The 24432-nt window shown below is 53.5% G+C and carries 17 protein-coding genes; 12 read left to right on the forward strand and 5 right to left on the reverse strand.

Annotation, left to right across the window (positions count from 1 at the left end):
- Window positions 1-2 precede the first annotated feature (2 nt).
- From msbA to ON072_RS08655, 4 genes are all read left to right on the forward strand, one after another.
- The gene (msbA, locus tag ON072_RS08640; protein WP_109247388.1) at window positions 3-1802 is read left to right on the forward strand and encodes a lipid A export permease/ATP-binding protein MsbA; all 1800 of its coding nucleotides are present in this window, start codon (window positions 3-5) and stop codon (window positions 1800-1802) included.
- Window positions 1803-2831 carry a tetraacyldisaccharide 4'-kinase gene (gene lpxK, locus ON072_RS08645; RefSeq protein ID WP_028780480.1) on the forward strand — a complete coding sequence of 343 codons (1029 nt, stop codon included), beginning with the start codon at window positions 1803-1805 and terminating at the stop codon, window positions 2829-2831.
- Window positions 2821-3000 carry a Trm112 family protein gene (locus ON072_RS08650; RefSeq protein WP_025011023.1) on the forward strand — a complete coding sequence of 60 codons (180 nt, stop codon included), beginning with the start codon at window positions 2821-2823 and terminating at the stop codon, window positions 2998-3000. Before lpxK ends, ON072_RS08650 begins: the two co-directional genes overlap by 11 nt.
- Window positions 3001-3284: 284 nt before the next feature.
- Window positions 3285-4010 carry a phosphotransferase gene (locus ON072_RS08655; protein WP_028780479.1) on the forward strand — a complete coding sequence of 242 codons (726 nt, stop codon included), beginning with the start codon at window positions 3285-3287 and terminating at the stop codon, window positions 4008-4010.
- A gap of 40 nt (window positions 4011-4050) precedes the next feature.
- Here ON072_RS08655 and ON072_RS08660 read toward each other — a convergent pair whose 3' ends face one another.
- The 5 genes from ON072_RS08660 to ON072_RS08680 form a co-directional block, all read right to left on the reverse strand.
- The gene (locus tag ON072_RS08660) at window positions 4051-4935 is read right to left on the reverse strand and encodes an MBL fold metallo-hydrolase (RefSeq protein WP_045282659.1); all 885 of its coding nucleotides are present in this window, start codon (window positions 4933-4935) and stop codon (window positions 4051-4053) included.
- Between the two features lie 109 nt (window positions 4936-5044).
- A complete protein-coding gene (locus tag ON072_RS08665; protein ID WP_208137218.1) occupies window positions 5045-8116 on the reverse strand; it encodes an efflux RND transporter permease subunit in 3072 nt (1023 codons plus the stop codon).
- Window positions 8113-11361 (reverse strand): efflux RND transporter permease subunit, encoded by a 3249-nt coding sequence (locus tag ON072_RS08670; RefSeq protein WP_261753054.1) that lies wholly within the window; start codon window positions 11359-11361, stop codon window positions 8113-8115. The genes ON072_RS08665 and ON072_RS08670 overlap by 4 nt, the downstream gene beginning before the upstream one ends.
- Window positions 11362-11382: 21 nt before the next feature.
- Window positions 11383-12438: an efflux RND transporter periplasmic adaptor subunit gene (locus tag ON072_RS08675; protein WP_261753053.1), complete on the reverse strand. Its 1056-nt coding sequence runs from the start codon at window positions 12436-12438 to the stop codon at window positions 11383-11385.
- 616 nt (window positions 12439-13054) lie between these two features.
- Window positions 13055-14341: a citrate synthase gene (locus ON072_RS08680; RefSeq protein WP_025011018.1), complete on the reverse strand. Its 1287-nt coding sequence runs from the start codon at window positions 14339-14341 to the stop codon at window positions 13055-13057.
- Window positions 14342-14753: 412 nt separating this feature from the next.
- On the opposite strand from ON072_RS08680, the gene sdhC reads away from it, so the two are divergent.
- From sdhC to sucD, 8 genes are all read left to right on the forward strand, one after another.
- Entirely contained in the window at window positions 14754-15149 is a 396-nt protein-coding gene (sdhC, locus tag ON072_RS08685; protein WP_025011017.1) for a succinate dehydrogenase cytochrome b556 subunit, read from the forward strand.
- The gene (gene sdhD, locus ON072_RS08690) at window positions 15143-15490 is read left to right on the forward strand and encodes a succinate dehydrogenase, hydrophobic membrane anchor protein (protein WP_025011016.1); all 348 of its coding nucleotides are present in this window, start codon (window positions 15143-15145) and stop codon (window positions 15488-15490) included. The genes sdhC and sdhD overlap by 7 nt, the downstream gene beginning before the upstream one ends.
- Entirely contained in the window at window positions 15491-17257 is a 1767-nt protein-coding gene (sdhA, locus tag ON072_RS08695; RefSeq protein WP_044734768.1) for a succinate dehydrogenase flavoprotein subunit, read from the forward strand. It abuts the gene before it with no gap.
- 12 nt (window positions 17258-17269) lie between these two features.
- Entirely contained in the window at window positions 17270-17977 is a 708-nt protein-coding gene (locus ON072_RS08700; RefSeq protein WP_025011014.1) for a succinate dehydrogenase iron-sulfur subunit, read from the forward strand.
- Window positions 17978-18171: 194 nt separating this feature from the next.
- Window positions 18172-20994 carry a 2-oxoglutarate dehydrogenase E1 component gene (sucA, locus tag ON072_RS08705; RefSeq protein ID WP_025011013.1) on the forward strand — a complete coding sequence of 941 codons (2823 nt, stop codon included), beginning with the start codon at window positions 18172-18174 and terminating at the stop codon, window positions 20992-20994.
- 30 nt (window positions 20995-21024) lie between these two features.
- Window positions 21025-22221, forward strand: a complete 1197-nt coding sequence (gene odhB / locus ON072_RS08710) for a 2-oxoglutarate dehydrogenase complex dihydrolipoyllysine-residue succinyltransferase (protein ID WP_028780473.1) — start codon at window positions 21025-21027, stop codon at window positions 22219-22221.
- A gap of 77 nt (window positions 22222-22298) precedes the next feature.
- Entirely contained in the window at window positions 22299-23465 is a 1167-nt protein-coding gene (gene sucC / locus ON072_RS08715) for an ADP-forming succinate--CoA ligase subunit beta (protein WP_025888715.1), read from the forward strand.
- A complete protein-coding gene (gene sucD, locus ON072_RS08720) occupies window positions 23465-24337 on the forward strand; it encodes a succinate--CoA ligase subunit alpha (RefSeq protein ID WP_025011011.1) in 873 nt (290 codons plus the stop codon). Before sucC ends, sucD begins: the two co-directional genes overlap by 1 nt.
- The last annotated feature ends 95 nt before the right edge of the window (window positions 24338-24432 follow it).

Below are 24432 nucleotides of genomic sequence, written 5' to 3' on the forward strand. Positions count from 1 at the left end.
TGATGAGCACATCTCAACAACGTGAAGTCTGGACGGTTTTCAGACGTTTGCTGTCCTACCTCAAGCCTCTCAAAGGGGTATTTATCATCTCGATTCTGGCGTTGATCACCTATGGGGTGGTGGACGCTACTTTTATCGCTTTTGTGAAACCTTTTATTGATGAAGGGTTTGCCAATAATTCGGTCGTTGCCGGCGTGGAGCTGGGCACCTCCAAAGGGTTTAATGCCAGCTCGGATGTATTGACCATGGCCCCCTTCGTGGTAGTGGGGCTGTTCAGTCTTAGGGGATTGGCCAACTTTGTCTCTACCTATGGCATCTCTTATATCAGTGCCAAGCTTATTCAGGATATGCGTCAGCAGGTGTTTGAACACATACTGTCGCTGCCTGTCAGCTATATGGACAAGGAAAACACGGGTTCCTTGATCTCCAAAGTAACCTTCGACACAGAGCAAATTGCCAGAGCCTCCGGCAGCGCGCTGATCACTTTGGTGAGAGACAGTGTCACTGTCATAGGCATGCTGGGGTTGATGTTCTATTACTCCTGGAAGCTGTCGCTTTGCATTCTGATCATTGGTCCTTTCATCGGGGTGGTGATTGCCGTTGTCAGTCGCCGCTTCCGTAAGGTATCGCGGCAGATCCAGGGCGCCATGGGGTCAGTGACTGCAGTGACCGAGCAGATGATCAAGGGCCACAAGAACGTATTGTCTTTCGGCGGTCAGAAGACTGAGGCCGAGCGTTTTGCCAAAGTTAACGATCAAAACCGCTATCAGAACATGAAGTTGGCAGCGGCCCAGGCCATCAGCCAACCGCTTATTATGATCATAGGTTCCTTTGCATTGGCCTTTGTACTCTATGCTGCGAGCTTTGACAGCCTGAAGGATGAACTGACCGCGGGTACCTTTGCCACTATCCTCGGTGCCATGCTCGCCATGCTGCAGCCCATCAAGAACCTCACCCGGGTTAACGCCGAGTTTCAACGCGGTATTGCTGCCTGTACCACAGTGTTTGAGTTGCTGGATACTCCGGGGGAGTCCGATAGCGGCACTCACACAGTCGAGCGGGTTGAGGGTAATCTGCGTTTCGATAACGTCAGCTTTGGTTATCCGGGGCAGGAGCGTCTGGCGCTTGAGAATATCAACTTTGAAGTGCGTCAGGGGCAGACTCTGGCGCTGGTGGGTCGCTCAGGCTCGGGTAAGTCGACCATCGCCAGTCTGGTGACCCGTTTTTACGCTGGACTGAAACAGGGGGAGATTACCCTGGACGATGTCAGTATTTACGACTATTCACTCAAGTGTCTGCGTAGCCAGGTCGCGTTGGTGTCGCAGCAGGTCACTCTTTTCAACGACACCATAGCCAATAATATCGCCTATGCCTATCCAGGCGAGGCGACCCGCGAACAGATAGAAAACGCCGCCAAATTGGCCTATGCGATGGAGTTTATCGAAACCTTGCCCCAAGGACTGGATACCGAGATAGGTGAAAACGGCGTGATGTTGTCCGGTGGTCAACGCCAGCGGATCGCCATTGCCAGAGCCATCCTCAGGGATGCCCCTGTGTTGATCCTCGATGAAGCGACCTCGGCACTGGATACCGAATCAGAGAAGGCGATTCAAAAGGGGCTGGATAACCTGCGCCGCAATCGTACCTCGATAGTTATTGCCCACAGACTGTCGACCATTGAAAGTGCCGATCAGATTTTGGTGGTCGATCAGGGCAAGATCCTCGAGCGCGGCACGCATCAGAGCCTGCTGGAAAAGGATGGGACGTACGCCAAGTTGTACCAGATGCAATTCGGAGGTTAAGTGGAAGCTCTGCTTAACCGTATCTGGTATCAGAAGCATTGGGGAAGGTGGTTGCTTTGGCCGCTTTCCTGGTTGTTTGCCTTGCTCAGTGGCCTGAGACGCCTGGGGTTTAAACTTGGGCTCAAGGCCTCGCAAGCTTTGCCCGTACCCGTGATCATTGTCGGCAACATTACCGTCGGCGGCAGTGGCAAGACGCCTACCGTTATCTATCTGATTGAGTTGCTCAGGCACTATGGTTACCACCCAGGGGTAATAAGCCGTGGTTATGGCAGTGGTCAAACCGAGCCGAGACTGGTGCCCCAAGGCGCCAATCCAACGGATTTTGGTGATGAGCCGGCGATGATAGTGGCCCGCACTCAAGTGCCTATGGCTGTGGGAGTGGATCGTATAGCCACCGCCGAGTTGCTGCTGGCGTCCGCTGATGTGGATATTATTATCAGCGATGATGGTTTGCAGCATTATCGACTGGCGCGGGATATTGAAGTGGTGGTGCTCGATGCCAGCCGCCGCTTGGGTAATGGCATGTTATTGCCTGCAGGTCCCTTGAGAGAGGGTGAATGGCGCTTGGAGAGTGCCGATTTCGTTATTCACAACGGTGAAGCCAGCGATACTGTCAGAGAGTTTGGTATGCAGCTCATTCCCGGTGCAGTACTGAGTGTCGCAGGGGAAAACCAGACTCAGGCCCCCACAGCGCCTATGGCGGTAAAAGCCATGGCTGGTATCGGTAATCCGGAACGTTTTTTTGAAACTCTCTCTCAGATGGGGTTCAAGCTCGAAGCTCAAGAGGTCTTTGCCGATCATCAGGCCTACAGTCTGGAGGCCTTGGCGCCACTTGGCGATGAACTGCCGCTGCTGATGACAGAAAAAGATGCGATCAAGTGTCGCGAATTTGCAAAACAACACTGGTGGTATTTGGCCGTCAATGCCAAGCTATCACCCCAATTCGATGCCCAATTGCTGACTCGGGTGCGAGAGGCAATGGCAAGCAAACAAAAGGCAAACCAAAAAGGACAGTCTGATGGCGTTTGATAAGAAACTATTGGAAATCGTAGCCTGCCCCATATGTAAAGGCAGACTGGAGTATGACAAGCAGGCACAGCAACTTATCTGTAAGGCAGATAGGCTGGCTTATCCTATCAATGATGGGATCCCTGTGCTGCTGGCTGACAAGGCCGAGCCTTGGCAGGAAAAGCAATAACAGCCCCTGTCCGATCCCCCCAATCCGCAACAGCGGATTGGGGTCTACATTTCTACTTCCCTCCCTGGCATCGTCTCCCTCTTTTGTATTAGTTGTTGTGTTTGGAAATTGTTAATTTCATTCATCAATTGTTTTTATCATTAAGCCTCTGTGGTATTAGTCTCTGAAAATGCGTTAAATAGCAGGGTTTTAGCCTAAGTGAATTTGCTTTAATCGCCATTCCCTAAGATACTAATAAGAATTTTCTGTGAACCACCACCAATTCTTGGAAGGGAGTCCTGTCCATGGAGCAACCTAAATTCAATCAATATGTTCTGCGGGTGCTGGAAGCTCATCCCGGGGAGCGTATTTGCTCGTTTGAATATGAGGGTAAAAAATACTGGCTCAAACAGGCAGAGACTCTTCAGGGGGCCATGCGGGTGTTGAAACCCAATCCTCAACTGGCGCTGGAAAAAGAGAAACAGACTCTGGAACATCTGGCCAGCCGCTCAGCTCCTGTGCCGCGCATTGTTCAGTCCGATAAGGGCTACTTTGTCGTGGAAGATGCCGGTGTGACAGTCAAAGACTGGTTGGCACTCAAATCGCAGGATCAGCAAGGCATGCAGCAGATCCTCAATGACAGCGCCGCTGCTTTGGCGGGTTTGCACAGTATGGGCTTGGCCCACGGCCGTCCGGCACTAAGGGATATCAGTTGGCAACAGGGACAGGTAACCTTTATCGACTTTGAAGCCAATCAAAAGGGTAAAGACATGCTGATGCAGCAGATAAGGGATCTGCTGGTGTACATTCACAGCTTATACCGCTACATGGGGCCGGCCAACGAAGCGATTGCCCAAGCGATAGCCAGTTATCGCCAAGCCGGTGGTGAAGCTATCTGGCATGAGACCAGAAGTTTCCTGGTCAGTTGGCAGTGGCTCTATCTGTTGCTGAGGCCGTTTCGCGATATAGGCGGCCGTGATCTCAAGCCCATCTATTGGGTGTTGTGGCATTTTCGCAATATTCCTGCCTGAGCCTTGCCGAGTCAATAAACGCCTACAACTGAGAGGGCAGTCATTCCTCGGTTAATCCCTGATACAGGGTCTTGACCCAGCGCTCCTTGGGGATGAACTGCCAGCCCCATTCCCGCCATGCTTGGGGCAGTTCTGTGGCCTGCATCTGTTCGAGAGTCATGCCGCGCTGCTTGCCCTCTTTCATCCAATTGATGCAGTCATCCAGCATATGTTTGAACCTCAGGAGATCGGCCTTATTGGCCAGTTCACCATGACCTGGGATAACCAAGGTATCCTGATCTATGAGTTCAAGCACGGCCGCGACATTGTCTCTGTAGCCGATGACTGAGCCGCCGTGGTCGAGATCGATAAAAGGAAACCTGTCTTTAAAGAAGAGATCGCCCATATGCACCAGTTTGCGATCCTGCCACAGCACCAGGGTGTCACCATCCGTATGCCCTGGGCCCAGATGAATAAGTTCCAACACCTGGTTGTTGAAGTGAATTTTCAGTCCCTTGTCATAAGTGATAACAGGTAGCGCCTTCTTTTGGGTTGCTTTCTCATTCAACCGCTTGAGCACATTCTCGTGGGCAATAATGTTGGCGTTTTGGCCAAAGTACAGATTGCCCCCGGTATGATCGCCGTGAAAATGGGTATTGATGACAAAAGCCGGATGGCCCGGCTTGAGACCTTGTAGTGCCGCAGAAATCTTCTCTGCCAGCGGCGCAAACTGGTCGTCTATGATGAGCAGTCCATCCTCCCCGGCACTGACACCTATGTTGCCGCCGGCGCCGGTCAACATATAGCGACCTGGCAGCAGTTCATGAGTGGTTATCTTGACCTCGGCATAGGGATTCTTGGCATAGGAATTGTTTTCCGCCGCGGCAGCCAAGCTGACAAGTGTAAACAGCACGAGTGATGTAAAGCGTTTAAGCAAACCTGGCATGGGAACTCCAAATAGTTGAGTGCTGGGATAAAGCTAGTTCGCTATTGATGTCCGGGCAATAAAAAAGCTGCCATGGCAGCTTTTTTATCTGTTCTGCGGTGTTTTGGGCTCAGGTCCAGGGCAGCAGGCGCTGACTGAGTTTGAGCGATTGCCCGAGCCTGATGGCCGCATTATGACGCAGGCGGAAGAAGGCCTGGTAACACAGGGGCACCAAATAGAGACTGGTCAGGGTGGAGAAACTCAAGCCGCCTATGATGGCAATCGCCATAGGTGAGTATGGCGGGCCACCGCCGCCTATCTGAGTGTCTCCCAGCGCCAGAGGAAGCAGGCCCAGAACTGTGGTCCCAACCGTCATCAATACCGGCCGCAAGCGGGTGACACAGACAGAGGCTATGACCTCAGACAACTGCTCCAGCGGTGGCGTCATCTGATTGATTTGATCCACCAGCACTATGCCGTTGTTGACCACTATCCCCATCAGGATCAGTATGCCTATCATGGCCATCACGGACATAGGCGTGCCACTCAGCCACAGGGCCCAGAATACCCCTGTGATGGAGAAGAGTATGCTGGTAATGATGGCGCTCGGCAGCAGCAGCGACTCAAACAAAGCCGCCATCACTATATAGATCATGGCAATCGCCAACACCATGTTGATCAGCATGACTGACTCTTCCTCGTCCTGACGTTGAAAGCCGCCTCTGAGTGAGTAGTCATAACCATGGGGGAAGTTGACATGCTTGAGCGCCGCCATGATCTGTTTCTGCGCCTCTTCCATACTGAGATCTTCAAGGTTAGCGCCTATGGATAGTGCCGTCTGGCGATCATAGTGACGAATGACATCGAATCTGGGGACAATTTCCACCTTGGCCAGACTCTCCAGCGAATAGACCTTGTTGTCCTGCCGCACTATGGGCAATTGTTTTAGCCGCTCCAGCGACTGACGCCAGTCGCGTTCAAAGGCCAGTTCGATTCTGAGCTCACCACTGGGATCGTGGCGAAATGAACGCAGTGCCGCGCCCCGCAGTGCCAGGGAGATACTGCCGGCAATATCCTTGATGCTCAGCCCCAGGCGGGCGGCCAGCTCTCTGTCTATCTGTACTATCACCTCCTGCTGGGCACCGTTGAGCTCAGAGCGCACATCATGCAGGCCCTCTATGTTGGAGAGCAAAGGGATCACCTGTTCACTGAGGCGAATCAGCTCTGAGGTGGAGCGCCCGGTCAGTGTGACTCTGACGCCGGACTCATCGCTGCCCCAGCCAAACTGAGGCTTGGCAATGGAGAACTTGGGAAATCCTTCGCGGATCCGCTTTTTCAGCTCGGCGACATCTTCCTCCAGATCCGGCTTCAGCAGTATGGTGGAAGAGGCATCCTCGGGAGAGTAATAACTGTAGACGGCATCTATGTGGAACTCATCCTTATGGGCATAGAGGTAGTCCTCCATCTGGCTGACCATGGCCTCGGTGACCGCCAGGCTGTGACGTCCTTCCAACTGGTAGTTAATGTAGAAGCGCTCCTTGCTTTGGCTGTCCTGACTGTCCTGTTTCACCAACGACAGCGGCAGGGCGGTTGACAGTAACATCAGCAGTGCCAGGCAAGTAGCGGTTTTCGGGTGCTGCAGTATCCAGTTGAGACTGGTGTGGTAAGACTTCTGCAGCCGCGATTCTTTCTCGACCCGCTCAAACCTGAGTTGCAGTTTTGACAGCATCAAGGGGATCAGCGTCTTGGCCACCAACAGCGAGGCCGCCAGCGAAATGCAGATGGCGATGGCAACATGTTCGAGGAAGATAGTCAGCTCCACTTTAACCCCGAAAATATTCGGCAGGAACACTATCGCCGTGGTCAGGGTGCCGGCCAGCACCGCCAGCGCCACCTTGTCGACCCCGTTGAGGATTGCCCGATCGCCAGCGTTGTTGGGGCTGTCATCTGTATTGTGACCGACAGCGCCATGTTGCTGCTCCTGCAACACACTCTCTGTGACCACCACGGCATTATCAATCAGCATACCTATCGCCAGCAGCAGCCCCATCATAGAGAGGATATTGAGGCTGTAGCCGAGAAAGTACATGCCGGCCAATGTCATACAGATGGAGATGGGCACGGAGGAAACCACCACCAGGGTCATGCGCAGGTTACGCAGGAACAGGTACAGCACGGCAAAGGAGAGCAGGGCGCCCAGCAGGCCGGACATCAACAAGTCCTTGAGTGACGATTTCACTCCATGGGCCTGATCTTCCATGATAAACAGCTTGATCCCCTGAAATTGCTTATCCTCTCTGGCGGCCTCAATCACTTTAAGCACCCTGGTCGAAACCTCCACCAGATTGGCGCCGGATTCCTTGAACACATCCAGGCCGACGGCATATTTCTTATCAAGATGGCGGCCCTCGGTGGCTTCAGGCAGGGCGAAATTGACTTCGCTGATATCGCCCAGGGTCAAACCCGGCAGCAATACCAGCGCCTTGATCTCTTCGAGATTACGGAACTCGCCCTTGGGAGACACCTGATAGACCCGGCCGTTGTCCCTCAGGTTGCCGCCGCTTATCACAAAGTTTTCTGCCGCCAGACGCTTGTGAATGGCGGGAACACTCATGCCACTGGCGGCCAGGCGCTGGGCATCGAGACGTATCTCTATCTGTTTTTGCTCCACACCATAGAGGGTGACCTTGGAGACGCCTTCCACCCGCTCCAGTGGCCGTTTGAGCTGTTTTTCCAGCAGATCGAAGGCGCCGGAGAGTTCCCGCTCACTGGAGATCCTGATATTCAGCATAGGCATGTCGGCAGTGGAGAACTGCATGATAAACACCCGCTCCACATCGGTTGGCAGCAGATGGCGCACCGCATCCACCTTTTCCCGCGCTTCCAGGCTGCGGGCGGCGACGTTTTCACCCCACTTCATTCTCACTTCTATCTCGCTGCCATCCTGGCTGGAACGTGAGCGCAGCTCATCGAGTCCACCCATGGTGGCGAGTGACTCTTCCAGGACATTGGTGATGTCGCGTTCCACTTCCGCCGGAGAGGAGCCTTTGTAAGGCACCTGGATGAAGATCCGCGGTATCTCTATCCCGGGGAACATCTCCAACGGCAGCAAGCGGCTGGCGGCCAGACCAAAGAGCAAAATGGCCACAAAGAACATGCTGGTGGTCACCGGGCGCTTAAGCGCCAGTTTGGTCAGGTTCATGCGCCTTCTCCCATGGTGGCCGGCTCGGCGTACTGTTTGCGGTCGAACAGGGCATAGAGCACAGGAATAACCACCAGAGTCAGCAGAGTCGACAGGCTGAGGCCGAAAATGACAGTGATCGCCATGGGGGCACGCACTTCACTGCCGTCCCCTAAGCCTATTGCCATGGGCAGCAGCCCCAGATTAGTGGTCAGTGTGGTCATCAGTATGGGTCTTAAACGCGATGCTGCCGCTTGCTTGATGGCGTCGAGACGTTGTTTGCCGCTTTGCCTGAGCTGATTGATCCTGTCTACCAATACTATGGCGTTATTGACCACTATCCCGGCGAGCATGATAAGGCCGATAAAGACGATGACAGACAACTGGGTGCCTGTTATCGCCAGGCCGTAGATACTGCCGCTCAGTGCCATGGGTACAGCCATCAGGATAAGCAAGGGGTGCAGCAATGACTCAAACTGACTGGCCATCACCAGATAAACCAGGAATACCGCCAAGATCAGCGCTATCTTCAGCGATTGGAACGAATGCTCCATCTCTTCATTCTGACCGCCGAATCGGCTTTGCACTGAGGCGGGTAGTGTCAGTTGGCTGAGAATGCGTTTGGCACTGGCCACCGCCTGATTAAGATCGCCATAGGCCAGATTGGCCGACACTATGGCTACCCGCTGCTGGCTGATGCGATTGATTGCCGAAGGTCCCAGAGTCAACGAGACATCGGCCACGGCGCTCAAGGGGATGGGCTGCGGGCTGGATGGGTTGATCAGCATGGCATCGATATCGCTTATCTGATTGCGTTCATCCAACTCGCTACGCACCAGAATATCTATCTTGCGTTCTCTCAGGGTGTATTTGCTGGCTACGGTACCGCCAACCCGCTGGGCTATGCTGGTAGCCACGGTTGGTGCATCCAGGCCAAGGGCGGCCATTCTGGCGTGATCAAAACGGATACTCAGCTCCGGCTGACCGTCACGCAAGCTGCTGCTGACATCGACAAAGCGGGGATCGCCCTCCAGCGCCTTAACCAGTGAAGCGGCCGAGGTTTTCAACTGTTCCAGTTCATAGCCGGACAACTCTATCTCCAGCGGAGTCTTGAAGCTGAACAGCTCGGGATATTGGATCTGCGCTTCCAGCTCGGGAATAGTGCGCAAAGTGCTGCGCAGCTTGGCGGCAACTTGGTCAAACGCGCGGTGATCGGCCAGCACCACCTGCAGACGCCCCCAGTTCTCGCCGCCACGCCGGGTATCCGAGGTCATAAGACCACCGCTGCCGGCCTGGCTGTATGCGTGTTTTACGTCCTCCCTGTCTTTGATAGCCAGCGCCAGACGCTGCAATACGGCATCGGTTTGGCTCACCTCACTGCCGGGAGGCAGCAGGATTTCCACATAGAATTCGCCTTGATTCATCGGTGGGATCAGCTCCATTCCCAGGCGGCTCATCAAGACGCCAGAGATGGCGGTGACCGCAATGGCCAGCGCCAGAGTGATGCCACGGAACTTGAGCGCCAGGTTCAGCAGCGGCCGATAGCCATCGGCCAGCCAGCCGTAGCAAAGGTTAAACAGTCTGGACAGCGGCTTCATCACCAGGGATACCAGCCACACCAGCAGCCGGGTGAGGATTAACACCAGCGTCAGCAGCAATCTTGGCAGATAGCTGAGCAGCAACAGGAAAGGGAAGGTAAACACAGTGGCGCTGTAATGCTTGAGCTTGCCAAGCTTACTCGCCGGAGGCTGTGGTTTGTCACGCTTGACCAGTTCCGGCAACATTGTGAAGCCTTCGCGGGAAGCCAACATAGGAATCGAGGTGAGGGCAACCAGCAAAGAGGCCAGCAGGGCGAAAGTAACGGTCAGGGCCTGATCGGCAAACAGGGCTCCGGCAATGCCATCGACAAATACCAAGGGCACAAATACCGCCAGCGTGGTCAGAGTAGAGGCAAAAATCGCCCCGGCCACCTCTTTGGTTCCTGTGATGGCGGCCTGACGGCGATCCATCCCCTGGGCCTTGCACCTGTCGATGTTTTCCAGCACCACGATGGCGTTATCCACCAACAACCCCACCGCCAGCGCGATACCACCGAGCGACATGATGTTAAGACTGATATCGGCAAAATACATCATGTTAAAGGTGGCTATCACAGAGAAGGGGATAGAGATGGAGATGATCAGGGTAGGGATGATGTCTCGAAGGAACAGGTAGATCACCAGCATCGCGAGCAGACTGCCGATAAGGGCTGATGAAGTCACTTCACTGACGGCGCTTTCGATAAACTCCGACTGATCGTAAATTATCTCAGGCACTGGCGTGGCGCTGTCTTTGGCCTCGGAGCGCATCTGTTGCAACTGGCTCTTAAGCTTATTGGCTACGGCTACCGTATTGGCATCGCCCTCCTTATAGATGGCGAGCTCAATGGACTCCTTGCCGCCGATGCGAGTAATATCGCTGCGCTCTTTAAAGGCATCCGTGACCTCGGCTATCTCGCCAAGACGTACCAGGGTATTGCCCTTTTGATAGACAATCACATTGGCCAGCTCATCGAGGGAGTGGAACTGGTTAACGGTGCGCACCAGATATTCGCGGTCGCCCTGGATCACCTTACCGGCAGAAAGGTTGACGTTTTCTTCACTGATACGGTTGCGAATGGCTTCGCTGCTGAGATCCAGCTGCGCCAGTTTCTCTTGATTGAGCAGAATATGCACTTCCTGCTCCAGCCCGCCGGAAAGGCGCACGGCAGCGACTCCGGAAAGCGACTCGAGATCCCGCTTCAGCTCCTCTTCGGCATAAGTCCGCAGCCGCTTGAGCTCGGCTTCTGTGGCCTTGGGGGCCGGCAGTGCCAGGCGCATGATGGGATCGAGATTGGGATTAAAGCGCAGCAACAAAGGCTTTTTCACATCCAGCGGCAGTTCTATGGTGTCGAGTTTTTCCCGCACATCGAGACTGGCCATATCCATCTCTGTGCCCCATTCAAATTCGAGCACCACATCGGACATACCGGAACGGGAAATCGAACTTATCAGCCTCAGCCCTTTAACAATACCGACCGCTTCCTCGATAGGTTTGGAGATAAGCTGCTCTACCTCCACGGGTGCCGCGCCCTCGTAGAGGGTGCGTATGGTGAGTGTGGGGTAGCTCAAGTCGGGCAACAGCTTTACCGCCAGACGGGAGAAACCCACCATGCCGAACAGGATAACGGCCAGCATAAACATCCAGACGGTCACCGGACGCTTGACCGAAGTGGTAATAATAGACATAAGAGGTGGTCCTTGTGACAGTTAGTTGGCCTTGGCCAGATCCAGCGGAGCTATCACTTCCACCAATGATTGATCCTTGAGATTGTGTTGACCGCGAACCACCACCTGTTCACCCGGACTTATGCCCTCAATGATTTCCACTTTATCGTCCTGGCGGTAACCCAGTTTGACCTCGCGGCGCTGCGCCTTACCCTCTTCGATAACATAGAGCGCCTTGCGATCATCCTGATTGATGACGGCGTTATAGGGCACCACTATCACATTGTCGTGGGTGTCGTATCTGAGTTCGACCCGGGTAAACATCCCGGCCTTGAGACTGGCATTCTGATTGGGGATCGAAAGAGTTACCTTGAAAGTACCGCTGGTGGCTTCCACCACAGGGCTTATTCTGAGTACCTTGGCCGCCACTTGCTGCTGGCGGGAACTGATGACTTCGGCTTCCTGACCTATGCGCAAACTGCTCAGTTGCTGCTCCGGCAGATTGACTATGCCGTAGAGCTCATCCTGATTGACCAGGTAGAACAGCTCTTCAAACTCCTTGGCCATATTGCCCTGTTTGACAAAACGTTTGGCGACGACGCCATCTATGGGAGAGCGGATTTGGCTTTCTTCCACCTGAAGTTTGGCCAAGTCCCGACGCGCCTTGGCGGCTTGCAGGTTGAATTCCAGTTTGGCCATGGCATCGGCACTGACAAACTCACGGTTATTCATTTTCTTCAGCCGGTTGAGCTCCTGCTCGATGATTTGCACCTCGGCTTCGGCCTTATCCAGTTCATAACGTTGGCGACGGGAGTCTATCACCGCCAGCAACTGCCCCTTGTTGACTCTGTCACCTTCCTCGACTTGCAGAGTTTCTATCAGCCCGGCAATACGGCTGACCACATGGGCTTCTTGTGGCGCTTCCAGTGTGGCTGTGGTGGCGTAGAAGGAGGAAACCTGGCCTTGAGTGACTATGCTGGTCTCGACCGGAATGGCAAAGGCTTGTTGTTCTTCTTCCTGCTGCTGTTCGCTGCAGCCGCTGGCCAAAGACCCAAGCAGCAAAACAGTGCTCAGGGTGTAGGTGAGGTTACGCTTCATGTGAAAGTCCTTATCTTGATCTTTGTTGCGATAAAGCAAAACCAATGCCAATTTTAAATTTCTTTTTAAAACAAAGGTTAATGATATTTTAGTGTCTACCTTATTGAGGTGTTTGATGCCGATGTAGCAAAAAAGTTTATTTTGTGATGATTTTTACCAATGCTGCTCAGTATAGCGTCTGCGCAAGCGGCTGAGCTGAGACCAGGGAAGTGACCGCACTGCGCTGAGCTGATGGTGTAATACAGTTCACGGCAAGCGAGGGGCTCACTCATTCGCTAAAGGCGGCGCTATTGAGGCTTGATAACATGAAGTGGGCACTAAGGGTTGGTGACATTAGGGTTGGCGGCATTAAGAGTTAGTGGCGGTAGGAGTTAGTGACATGAAGAGTTGTGCAGGATGCGGCTTTAGCGGGTGAACCGGCTTTTGAGAGGTGAGACAACAGCAAGTGAGCTTAAGAGATAGTGGGTTAGGCGAGGGCCAATTTGCAGAACAAAGTTAGCAGCCGGTTATCGAAAGTGAAGCCTGGCTGGTTTCCCCTTGATCACGCGACATGCTTGAACACAAAAAAGGCGCCCAAGGCGCCTTTTTCAATGAGTTAGACTTAGCGTTGTCAGGCTCAGCGTTTGTCCAGTTCCACGAAGTCGCGGGATGTGGCACCTGTGTAGAGCTGACGTGGACGGCTGATCTTGTGACCAGGCTGATCCAGCATCTCTTTCCAGTGAGCAATCCAGCCAACGGTGCGGGCCAGGGCAAAGATAACGGTAAACATGGAGGTTGGAATACCAATCGCCTTCATGATGATACCTGAGTAGAAGTCGACGTTTGGATAGAGCTTCTTGGAGATGAAGTATTCATCTTCCAGCGCGATACGCTCAAGTTCCATGGCGACATCCAGCAGAGGGTCGTTAACCTTGAGTTCAGCCAGCACTTCGTGACAGGTTTCACGCATCACTTTGGCGCGTGGGTCAAAGTTCTTGTAAACCCTGTGACCGAAGCCCATCAGACGGAAAGGATCATCCTTGTCCTTGGCACGTTCGATAAACTCAGGGATGCGATCCACAGTGCCGATTTCTTCCAGCATACGCAGACAAGCTTCGTTGGCACCACCATGGGCAGGTCCCCACAGCGAAGCGATACCGGCAGCGATACAGGCAAATGGGTTGGCACCCGAAGAGCCCGCCAGACGCACTGTAGAGGTTGAAGCGTTCTGTTCATGGTCGGCGTGCAGGATAAAGATGCGATCCATGGCACGTTCAACAATCGGGTTCACCTTGTACTCTTCACAAGGTACCGCGAACATCATCGACAGGAAGTTACCGGCATAGCTCAGATCGTTGCGTGGGTACACGAACGGCTGACCTATGGAGTACTTGTAGCACATGGCGGCAATGGTCGGCATCTTGGAAACCAGGCGGAAGGCTGCAATTTCACGATGACGGGCATCGTTGACATCCAGAGAGTCCTGATAGAAAGAAGACAGGGCGCCTGTTACGCCACAAAGCATGGCCATTGGGTGAGCGTCACGACGGAAGCCTCTGAAGAAGAAGGCCAACTGCTCATGCACCATAGTGTGAGTTTTAACTGTGTAGGCAAACTTCTCATATTCTGCCTTGGTTGGCAGCTCGCCGTACAACAGCAGGTAACAGAGATCCAGATAGTCGGATTCTGTCGCCAGTTGATCTATCGGATAGCCACGGTGCAGCAATACGCCCTGTGCGCCATCGATATAGGTAATTGCAGATTCACAGGAGGCCGTCGCGAGAAATCCTGGATCAAAGGTAAAGTAGCCTTTACTGCCGAGTTTACTGATGTCGATTACGTCGAAACCAGCAGTTCCTTGTTTCACTGGCAGTTCAATCGAGTCGTTCCCTGGTAATTCCAATTTGGCTTTTAAATCAGCCATACCCCGTTCTCCTTACTTCATTCTTATGTGAGTGCGGCATGTCAAACGGCCATTACTTTACAGCCAATCTAGATCACATTTCAATTTAAATAAGCGTTTAAATTCGTTAGACCATGGTATAGGTAAGACCAATTTCCCTGATAACACCAGCACTTATCCTGAAAAAAGCTCAAAAAAACAAAATTTGGATAATGTGATGTTTGTATTTGACATTTACGGCGAGTATACTTGCTCCGGCTCGCAAGAGCTGCAAACGGCGGGCTTGGTTAGCATATCACTAATTAACTAATTTTGTGTGTTGTCAACAAGTTAGCTTTTTGTTTCAACTTTCTTTTGTGAAACCCTTCTCTGTGACTTCAGTCACGGAACTGTGTAAGAGCAAAATCGGTTCACATAACAAAAAAAATGCTCAATGGAGCTGAGTGAGCAGAACGTGAAAAAGCAAAGACCTGTCCATTTAGATCTGCAGACCATTCGCTTCCCGGCGACTGCAATTGTGTCCATTCTGCACCGGGTTTCCGGTGTCATCATGCTGTTCGCTGTTGGTATACTCCTGTGGTTGCTGAATGCCTCGCTGGCATCGGCCGAGAGTTTCCAAGGCGTACAATCTCTGTTAGACAACTTCGTGGTGAAGTTTATCCTGTGGGGCATTCTGACCGCACTGGCTTACCACTTGCTGGGCGGCTTGCGTCACCTGGTAATGGATACCGGTCGTTGGGAAGAGTTACCTTCGGGTAAAGCATCGGCCAAGGCAGTATTTGTCCTGACCGCAGTGTTTTCTGTATTAGCGGGGATCTGGGTATGGTAACCAATGCAGCGAGTTTTGGACGCAGTGGTGTTCATGACTTCATCCTATTACGCGCAAGCGCCGTCATTCTGGCCGTTTACACTATATTCCTGGTCGGATTCGCAGCTTGCAGTTCACCTCTCACCTACGACGTCTGGCATGGGCTGTTTGCTTCACTGCCGATGAAGGTCTTTACTCTGTTGGCGCTGATTGCGCTGCTGATCCACGCCTGGATCGGTATCTGGCAGGTACTGACAGACTACGTCAAAAACGTAGCACTGCGTGGGGTTTTACAGTTTGTCTTTGTCGTGACCGCCTTTGCTTATCTGGCGTCAGGCATAGTAATAGTGTGGGGTGTTTAAGTGGCTATTCCAGTACGCGAGTTTGACGCTGTCGTGATTGGTGCCGGTGGTGCCGGCATGCGCGCAGCACTGCAGATTTCCCAAGAAGGCAAGAGCTGTGCGCTCCTGTCCAAGGTTTTTCCTACACGTTCTCACACGGTTTCGGCTCAGGGCGGGATCACTGTTGCTCTGGGTAATGCCCACGAGGACAACTGGGAACACCATATGTACGACACGGTAAAAGGGTCCGACTTCATCGGCGACCAGGATGCCATCGAGTACATGTGTCAGACCGGCCCCGAAGCGGTTATCGAGCTGGAGCAGATGGGTCTACCATTCTCACGCTTTGAAAACGGCACTATTTATCAGCGTCCTTTCGGCGGTCAATCCAAGAATTTCGGTGGTGAGCAGGCGGCCCGTACCGCGGCTGCAGCTGACCGTACCGGCCACGCTCTGTTGCACTGCCTGTACCAGCAGAACGTCAAGAACAAGACTCAGGTATTTTCCGAGTGGTATGCCCTGGACCTGGTTAAAAACGAAGACGGTGCCATCGTAGGTTGTACTGCAATCGAAATTGAAACCGGTGAAATCGTTTACTTCAAAGCCAAGGCCACGGTATTGGCTACCGGCGGTGCCGGTCGTATCTTTGCCTCTACCACAAATGCTCACATCAACACAGGTGATGGCGTTGGTATGGCTGCCCGTGCCGGGGTTCAGCTGCAGGACATGGAAATGTGGCAGTTCCACCCAACCGGGATTGCCGGTGCAGGTGTTCTGGTGACTGAAGGTTGTCGTGGTGAGGGCGGTTATCTGCTCAATAAGGACGGCGAACGCTTCATGGAGCGCTATGCGCCCAACGCCAAAGACCTGGCATCCCGCGACGTGGTTGCCCGCTCCATGATGACAGAAATTCGTGAAGGCCGCGGTTGTGAAGGTCCTATGGGTCCACACCTGAAGCTGAAACTGGACCATCTGGGCAAAGAAACCCTGGAAGCGCGTCTGCCTGGCGTATGCGAACTGTCCCGTACCTTTGCTCACATAGATCCCGCCGATGGCCCAATTCCGGTTATCCCAACCTGTCACTATATGATGGGTGGTCTGCCAACCAAGGTATCCGGTCAGGTGATCCACAAGAACGCCGATGGTACTGAAGAAGATATCACGGGCCTGTTCGCCGTGGGCGAAATCGCCTGCGTATCGGTTCACGGTGCCAACCGTCTGGGTGGTAACTCACTGCTCGACTTGGTGGTATTCGGTCGTGCGGCCGGTCAGCATCTGGGTAAAGCGCTGGATGAAACGGCAGATCCCAAGGCTGCGACTGAAGCCGACATACAGAAGTCTCTTGAGCGCCTGAATCGTTGGGAAAGCAATAAAGACGGTGAAGATCCAGCGGTTATCCGTAAAGATCTGCAGATGTGCATGCAGCTGAACTTCTCGGTATTCCGTAGCGGTGATGCCATGGCCGAAGGCCTGAAAGAATTGCAGAAAATTCGTGAGCGTCTGGCCAATGCCAAGCTGTCTGACAATTCCAGAGAGTTCAACACTCAGCGTATCGAGTGTCTGGAACTGGATAACCTGATGGCGACAGCAATCGCTTCTGCTTACGCAGCCAACTTCCGTACCGAGAGCCGTGGTGCTCACAGCCGTGAAGACTTCCCTGAGCGTGATGACGCCAACTGGCTGTGCCACAGCCTGTTTGACCCTGTCAACGAAACCATGTCCACCCGTGAAGTGAACATGGCGCCCAAGACACGTGAAGCCTTCCCGCCTAAGAAGCGTACCTACTAAGGAGTTGCGAAGATGAAATTGGATATTGCAGTTTATCGCTACAATCCTGATGTAGATACCAAGCCCTACATGCAGGATTACAGCCTGGAAGTGGCTGAAGGTTCAGATATGATGGTGCTGGATGCCTTGCTCAAGCTTAAAGAGCAGGACCCAAGCCTATCTTTCCGCCGCTCTTGTCGTGAAGGGGTTTGTGGCTCCGACGGCATGAACATGAATGGCAAAAACGGTCTGGCCTGTATCACGCCTGTGTCTACCTTCAAAGGCAAGAAGATTGAAATCCGTCCTCTGCCCGGTATGCCTGTGGTGCGTGACCTGGTGGTTGACCTGAGTCAGTTTTACAAGCAATACGAGAAGATCAAGCCGTACCTCATCAATGATGAGAAGAAGCCGGCCCGTGAACATCTGCAATCACCGGAGGAGCGTGCTCACCTGGATGGCCTGTATGAATGTATCATGTGTGCCTGTTGTTCTACGGCTTGCCCATCATTCTGGTGGAACCCGGACAAATTTGTTGGCCCCAGTGGTCTGCTGCATGCCTATCGCTTCCTGATAGACAGCCGTGATACTGCGACCGAAGAGCGTCTGAGCGAGCTGGATGATGCATACAGCGTCTTCCGTTGCCACGGCATCATGAACTGCGTGGATGTTTGTCCGAAAGGCTTGAACCCAACCAAGGCCATCGGACACATCAAGTCCATGTTGCTGAAGCGGGCTGTATAAATGCAAGACGACGAGCTTAATCCAATAACTACATAGGCTCGTAGGGAGTCACTTTCTCTGGGCAGGAAGTGGCTCTTTTGTGTGTAAAGGACTACAAAAGGCCGTAACATCCGGATGTCCCAGGGGCGGCTGAGACCCTGCCAAGGCAGGGAAAATATGGCTAAGCACGTGTATCAAGTTTGAAAGGATAAGAAATGCACCAAGGCAGCATGAAAGCCTGGCTCGAATCATCTCACTTGAGTGGGGCGAACTCGACCTACGTTGAAGAGATGTATGAAGCCTACCAAGAAGACCCCACCTCGGTATCTGATGACTGGCGTGCGGTGTTTGAGCAACTCCCTCCCGTGAACGGTGCCTCTGCTGATGTACCCGAAGCTTCTCACTCCAAGATCCGTGACTATTTTCGTTCTCTTGCACAGGAAGGCCGCAGCAAAGGTACCAGCCGTGTGTCCGATCCTGATGTGGACGCCAAGCAGGTAAAAGTTCTGCAATTGATCAACGCCTACCGTTTCCGTGGCCACCAGAATGCCAATCTGGACCCACTGGAGCTGTGGAAGCGCGACACAGTTGCTGAATTGGATCCGGCTTTCCACGGCCTGAGCGGCGAGGATATGGAGCGGGAGTTCAACACAGGTTCTTTTGCTTATGGCGGTGATACCCTGAAACTGGGTGAGCTGGTGAAGGCGCTCAAGGCGACTTACTGCGGCTCTATCGGCGCCGAATATATGCATATCACCGACACCGAGGAGAAACGTTGGATCCAGCAACGTCTCGAACCTTCACTGGGTAAGGGCAGCTATGATAAGGCCGTCAAGACCCGGATCCTTGAAGGATTGAATGCCGCCGAAGGCATGGAAAAATATTTGGGTGCCAAGTTCCCCGGTGCCAAGCGCTTCTCCCTCGAAGGGGGCGACTCGCTGGTGCCTATGATGCGCGAAATTATCTATCGCGCCGGTGAAGCGGGTACCAAAGAGATAGTCGTGGGTATGGCTCACCGTGGCCGTCTTAACGTTCTGGTTAACATTCTGGGCAAGCGTCCTGCCGAACTCTTTGACGAGTTTGCCGGCAAGCATCATGAGACGCTGGGTTCAGGGGACGTTAAGTACCATCAGGGCTTCTCTTCCGATTTTGAAACGCCCGGTGGCAATGTTCACCTGGCTTTGGCGTTTAACCCTTCACACCTGGAAATCGTTAACCCGGTAGTGATGGGTTCGGTACGCGCCAGACTGGATCGTCGCGGCAGCGAAGATGGCCTGCAGGTAATGCCTATCACCATCCATGGTGACTCGGCCATTGCCGGACAGGGCATAGTGCAGGAGACATTCAATATGTCTCAGACCCGTGGCTTTAAAGTCGGCGGCTCTATCCGCATCGTGGTGAACAACCAGGTGGGCTTTACCACCTCCAACCACCAGGATGTGCGCTCAACCGAATACTGTACCGATATCGCCAAGATGGTGCAGGCGCCGATTTTCCACGTCAACTCTGACGATCCAGAAGCTGTGGCTTTCGTATCTCAGCTGGCGGTGGATTATCGCAACACCTTTAAGCGTGATGTCGTTATCGACCTGGTGTGCTACCGCCGCCATGGTCACAACGAGGCCGATGAGCCAAGCGCGACTCAGCCACTGATGTACGCCAAGATCAAGAAGCACCCAACGCCACGTAAGATCTACGCCGACAAGTTGATTGCCGAAAACAGCATTGCGGCCGACGATGTCACCGCCATGATCAACAGCTATCGTGACGCGCTGGATCAAGGGGATTGTGTGGTCAAAGAGTGGCGTCCAATGACGCTGCACACTGTGGACTGGACTCCTTATCTCAACCGCGAGTGGGATGAGTCTTTTGAATCCGGTATGACCCGCGAACGTCTGCAGAATCTGGCCGACAAGATAAGTTATGTGCCGGAGAGCCACAAGCTGCACTCCCGCGTGGCCAAGATATATAACGACCGCGTCGCTATGGCCAAAGGCGAGAAGCTGATGGACTGGGGCTTTGCCGAGACTCTGGCCTATGCCAGCATCCTCGAAGACAAGCAAAGAGTCAGGATCACCGGTCAGGACTCGGGTCGTGGTACCTTCTTCCATCGCCACGCCGTGCTGCACAACCAGAACGATGCCACTACTTACCTGCCGCTGCGCCATGTGGCCGAAGAGCAGGGCCCTATCGACATCACTGACTCAGTGTTGTCTGAAGCCTCAGTGCTGGCGTTCGAGTACGGTTATGCCACTGCTGAGCCAGGCGGCCTGACTATCTGGGAAGCCCAGTTCGGTGACTTTGCCAACTGTGCCCAGGTGGTTATTGACCAGTTCCTGTCATCCGGTGAGCAGAAGTGGGGCCGTCTGTGCGGTTTGACCATGTTACTGCCTCACGGCTATGAAGGTCAGGGTCCGGAGCACTCCAGTGCTCGTCTGGAGCGCTTCCTGCAGCTGTGTGCCAACCACAATATGCAGGTGTGTGTGCCTTCGACTCCGGCTCAGGTCTACCACATGCTGCGTCGTCAGGTGGTGCGTCCAATGCGTCGTCCGCTGGTGGTAATGTCTCCCAAGTCACTGCTGCGTCACCCGCTGGCAGTGTCTTCCATGGATGAGCTGGCCAATGGTCAATTCCAGAACGTTATCGGTGAAATCGATACATTGGATGCCGCCAAGGTCGATCGCGTGGTGTTCTGTAGCGGTAAGGTTTACTACGAGCTGCTGGAACGTCGCCGTAAAGAGAATATCGATAACGTCGCTTTGGTGCGGGTCGAGCAGTTGTATCCCTTCCCACACGAAGAGATGGCAACAGCACTGAAAGACTATCAGCATGTGACCGACTTTGTTTGGTGTCAGGAAGAGCCTCAGAACCAAGGTGCCTGGTATTGCAGCCAGCATCACTTCTGGGCAGCCATTCCCAAAGGTGCCCAGCTCAGCTACGCTGGCCGTGACGCCTCTGCAGCGCCGGCCTGTGGCTACCCTGAGTTGCATACGCATCAGCAGGAATCACTGATCACTAGCGCATTAAAACTGAAGTAATAGAAATTTATACAAAAAGGAAAGCTTTCCATGAGTATCGAAATCAAGGTACCTGTACTGCCCGAATCTGTTGCCGACGCGACTATCGCCACTTGGCACGTTAAGCCTGGTGAGCCGGTTTCCCGTGATCAGAACCTGGTTGATATTGAAACAGATAAAGTGGTGTTGGAAGTTGTAGCACCCGAAGATGGCCAGATCAGCGAACTGCTGTTCCAGGAAGGGGATACCGTCCTGGCAGAGCAGGTTATCGCCAACTTCGTCGCCGGCGCGGTTGCCGGCCAGGAAGTGAGCAAAGAGCAGGCTGAAGCCGCTGCGCCAAAGGCTGAAGAAGCCGCGGCAGAAGGCAACGATGCCCTGAGCCCATCAGTACGCCGCCTGATAGCCGAACACAATCTGGATGCCGCTAAAATCAAGGGCACAGGTGTGGGTGGCCGTATCACCAAAGAAGATGTGGAAGCCTTCGTTAAGTCCAGCTCTGCCAAGCCAGCTGCAGCTGCTGCCACAGCACCTGTGACCCTGGCGGGCGATCGCAGCGAGAAGCGCGTACCTATGACGCGTCTTCGCAAGACTATCGCCACTCGTCTGCTGGAAGCCAAGAACTCCACCGCCATGTTGACCACCTTCAACGAGGTCAACATGAAGCCTATCATGGACATCCGTAAGAAGTATCAAGAAGTCTTTGAGAAGAAACACGGCATCCGTCTTGGCTTTATGTCTTTCTATGTGAAAGCCGTAACCGAAGCGCTGAAGCGTTATCCAGAAGTCAACGCTTCTATCGATGGCAGCGACATCCTGTACCACAACTACTTTGATGTCAGCATCGCCGTTTCCACGCCTCGCGGCCTGGTAACGCCTGTGCTGCGCGACACAGATACCATGAGCCTGGCCGATATTGAAAAAGCGGTTCGCGAACTGGCTATCAAGGGCCGTGACGGCAAGCTGACAGTGGAAGATATGACAGGTGGTAACTTCACTGTGACCAACGGCGGAGTGTTTGGCTCCTTGATGTCGACGCCTATTCTTAACCTGCCACAAAGTGCAATCCTTGGCATGCATGCCATCAAGGACCGCCCAATGGCAGTCAATGGTCAGGTGGAAATCCTGCCCATGATGTACCTTGCTCTCTCATATGACCATCGCATCATTGATGGTCGTGAGTCAGTTGGCTTCCTGGTAACCATTAAGGATCTGCTGGAAGACCCAACTCGTCTGCTGCTGGACTTGTAAGCGCCGCCAGACAATAACCTCGTGACTGGCCCCTCGGGGCCGGTTGGATTTAAAACGTAGTATACGGATAGATCATCATGAATTTGCATGAGTATCAGGCAAAAGCCCTATTTGCCGAATATGGTTTACCAGTGTCAGAAGGCTATGCTTGTGACACAGCTCAGGAAGCTGTTGAAGCAGCCGGTCGCATTGGCGGAAACATGTGGGTAGTCAAGTGCCAGGTGCACGCTGGCGGCCGCGGTAAGGCAGGTGGCGTTAAAGTTACTGGCGACAAAGAAGAGATCAGAGCCTTTGCCGAACATTGGCTGGGCAAGAATCTGGTAACTTATCAGACTGATGAAAAAGGTCAGCCGGTTGCCAAGATCCTGGTTGAAAGCTGCACTGATATCGCCAACGAACTCTATCTGGGTGCCGTTGTCGACCGTGGCACTCGCCGCGTCGTGTTTATGGCTTCTACCGAAGGTGGTGTGGAAATTGAAAAGGTGGCCGAAGAGACCCCTGAGCTGATCCACAAAGCCATTATCGACCCTATCACAGGTCCTCAGCCTTACCAGGCGCGCGACCTTGGCTTCAAGCTGGGTCTGAACCCAACTCAAATCAAGCAGTTCACCAAGATCTTTATGGGTCTGGCGACCATGTTCCTGGAGCATGACTTTGCCCTGCTGGAGATCAACCCTCTGGTGATCACCACCGAAGGCAACCTGCACTGTCTGGACGGCAAGATTGGCGTAGATGGTAACGCTCTGTTCCGTCAGCCAAAGATCAAAGACATGCACGATCCTTCACAGGATGACCCACGTGAAGCCCACGCTGCCAAGTTCGAACTGAACTATGTGGCTCTGGACGGTAACGTAGGTTGCATGGTAAACGGTGCCGGTCTGGCCATGGGTACCATGGATATCGTTAACCTGCACGGTGGCAAGCCAGCCAACTTCCTCGACGTAGGTGGTGGCGCGACCAAAGAACGTGTTGCCGAAGCCTTCAAGATCATTCTGTCTGACAGCAATGTGAAGGCCGTTCTGGTGAATATCTTCGGTGGTATCGTGCGTTGTGACATGATCGCCGAAGGTATTATCGGTGCAGTGAAAGAAGTCGGTGTGAAAGTGCCTGTGGTTGTGCGTCTGGAAGGTACCAACGCCGAGCTGGGCTCTAAAGTTCTGGCCGAATCAGGTTTGGATATCATTGCTGCGACAAGTCTGACCGACGCTGCTCAGCAAGTAGTTAAAGCTGCGGAGGGCAAATAATGTCTGTTTTAATCAACAAAGATACCAAGGTTATCTGCCAGGGTTTCACCGGCGGTCAGGGTACTTTCCATTCTGAGCAGGCGATTGCCTATGGTACTCAGATGGTCGGCGGTGTGTCTCCAGGTAAAGGCGGCACCACTCACTTGGGCTTGCCAGTATTCAACACTGTGAAAGACGCTGTTGCCGCCACCGGCGCCACTGCATCTGTTATCTATGTACCTGCGCCTTTCTGTAAAGACGCTATCCTGGAAGCCATCGATGGCGGTATCGAGCTGATCGTTTGTATCACCGAAGGTATCCCAACTCTGGATATGCTGCAGGTAAAAGTGAAGCTGGAAGAAACCGGCGTGCGCATGATTGGCCCTAACTGCCCGGGTGTTATCACCCCCGGCGAATGTAAAATAGGCATCATGCCAGGTCACATCCACAAGCCAGGTAAAGTGGGTATCGTTTCCCGCAGCGGCACTCTGACTTACGAAGCCGTTAAGCAGACTACTGACGAAGGTTTCGGCCAGTCTACCTGTGTGGGCATTGGTGGTGACCCAATCCCTGGTACCAACTTCATCGACGTACTGGAAATGTTCCAGAACGATCCTCAGACCGAGGCCATAGTGATGATAGGTGAAATCGGCGGTACCGCCGAAGAAGAAGCGGCGGCTTACATCAAGGCCAACGTCACCAAGCCTGTGGTCTCTTACATTGCCGGTGTGACTGCACCAGCAGGTAAGCGTATGGGCCATGCCGGCGCCATCATTGCCGGCGGTAAGGGGACAGCCGCCGACAAGTTCGCTGCTCTGGAAGCCGCGGGCGTGACTACCGTACGCTCGCTGGCCGAAATCGGCAGCGCGCTGCGTGAGAAGACCGGCTGGTAAGCACAGTCGTTAAGCTCAAAAAAGGCGCCGCAAGGCGCCTTTTTTATTGTCACCCCAAAACCACCTCCTATGGAGGTGGTGATCGTCAAGTCGGG

This window comes from Shewanella sp. K8, assembly GCF_028823715.1.
In the GTDB taxonomy this organism is placed as follows: Bacteria; Pseudomonadota; Gammaproteobacteria; order Enterobacterales; family Shewanellaceae; genus Shewanella; species Shewanella algae.

What these genes read in the sequence shown, in the direction of transcription:
- msbA (WP_109247388.1), top strand. Translation starts at nt 3, where the DNA reads ATGAGCACATCTCAACAACGTGAAGTCTGGACGGTTTTCAGACGTTTG.
- ON072_RS08650 (WP_025011023.1), top strand. Translation starts at nt 2,821, where the DNA reads ATGGCGTTTGATAAGAAACTATTGGAAATCGTAGCCTGCCCCATATGT.
- ON072_RS08655 (WP_028780479.1), top strand. Translation starts at nt 3,285, where the DNA reads ATGGAGCAACCTAAATTCAATCAATATGTTCTGCGGGTGCTGGAAGCT.
- ON072_RS08660 (WP_045282659.1), bottom strand. Translation starts at nt 4,935, where the DNA reads ATGCCAGGTTTGCTTAAACGCTTTACATCACTCGTGCTGTTTACACTT.
- ON072_RS08665 (WP_208137218.1), bottom strand. Translation starts at nt 8,116, where the DNA reads ATGAACCTGACCAAACTGGCGCTTAAGCGCCCGGTGACCACCAGCATG.
- ON072_RS08670 (WP_261753054.1), bottom strand. Translation starts at nt 11,361, where the DNA reads ATGTCTATTATTACCACTTCGGTCAAGCGTCCGGTGACCGTCTGGATG.
- ON072_RS08675 (WP_261753053.1), bottom strand. Translation starts at nt 12,438, where the DNA reads ATGAAGCGTAACCTCACCTACACCCTGAGCACTGTTTTGCTGCTTGGG.
- ON072_RS08680 (WP_025011018.1), bottom strand. Translation starts at nt 14,341, where the DNA reads ATGGCTGATTTAAAAGCCAAATTGGAATTACCAGGGAACGACTCGATT.
- sdhC (WP_025011017.1), top strand. Translation starts at nt 14,754, where the DNA reads ATGGAGCTGAGTGAGCAGAACGTGAAAAAGCAAAGACCTGTCCATTTA.
- sdhD (WP_025011016.1), top strand. Translation starts at nt 15,143, where the DNA reads ATGGTAACCAATGCAGCGAGTTTTGGACGCAGTGGTGTTCATGACTTC.
- ON072_RS08700 (WP_025011014.1), top strand. Translation starts at nt 17,270, where the DNA reads ATGAAATTGGATATTGCAGTTTATCGCTACAATCCTGATGTAGATACC.
- sucA (WP_025011013.1), top strand. Translation starts at nt 18,172, where the DNA reads ATGCACCAAGGCAGCATGAAAGCCTGGCTCGAATCATCTCACTTGAGT.
- odhB (WP_028780473.1), top strand. Translation starts at nt 21,025, where the DNA reads ATGAGTATCGAAATCAAGGTACCTGTACTGCCCGAATCTGTTGCCGAC.
- sucC (WP_025888715.1), top strand. Translation starts at nt 22,299, where the DNA reads ATGAATTTGCATGAGTATCAGGCAAAAGCCCTATTTGCCGAATATGGT.
- sucD (WP_025011011.1), top strand. Translation starts at nt 23,465, where the DNA reads ATGTCTGTTTTAATCAACAAAGATACCAAGGTTATCTGCCAGGGTTTC.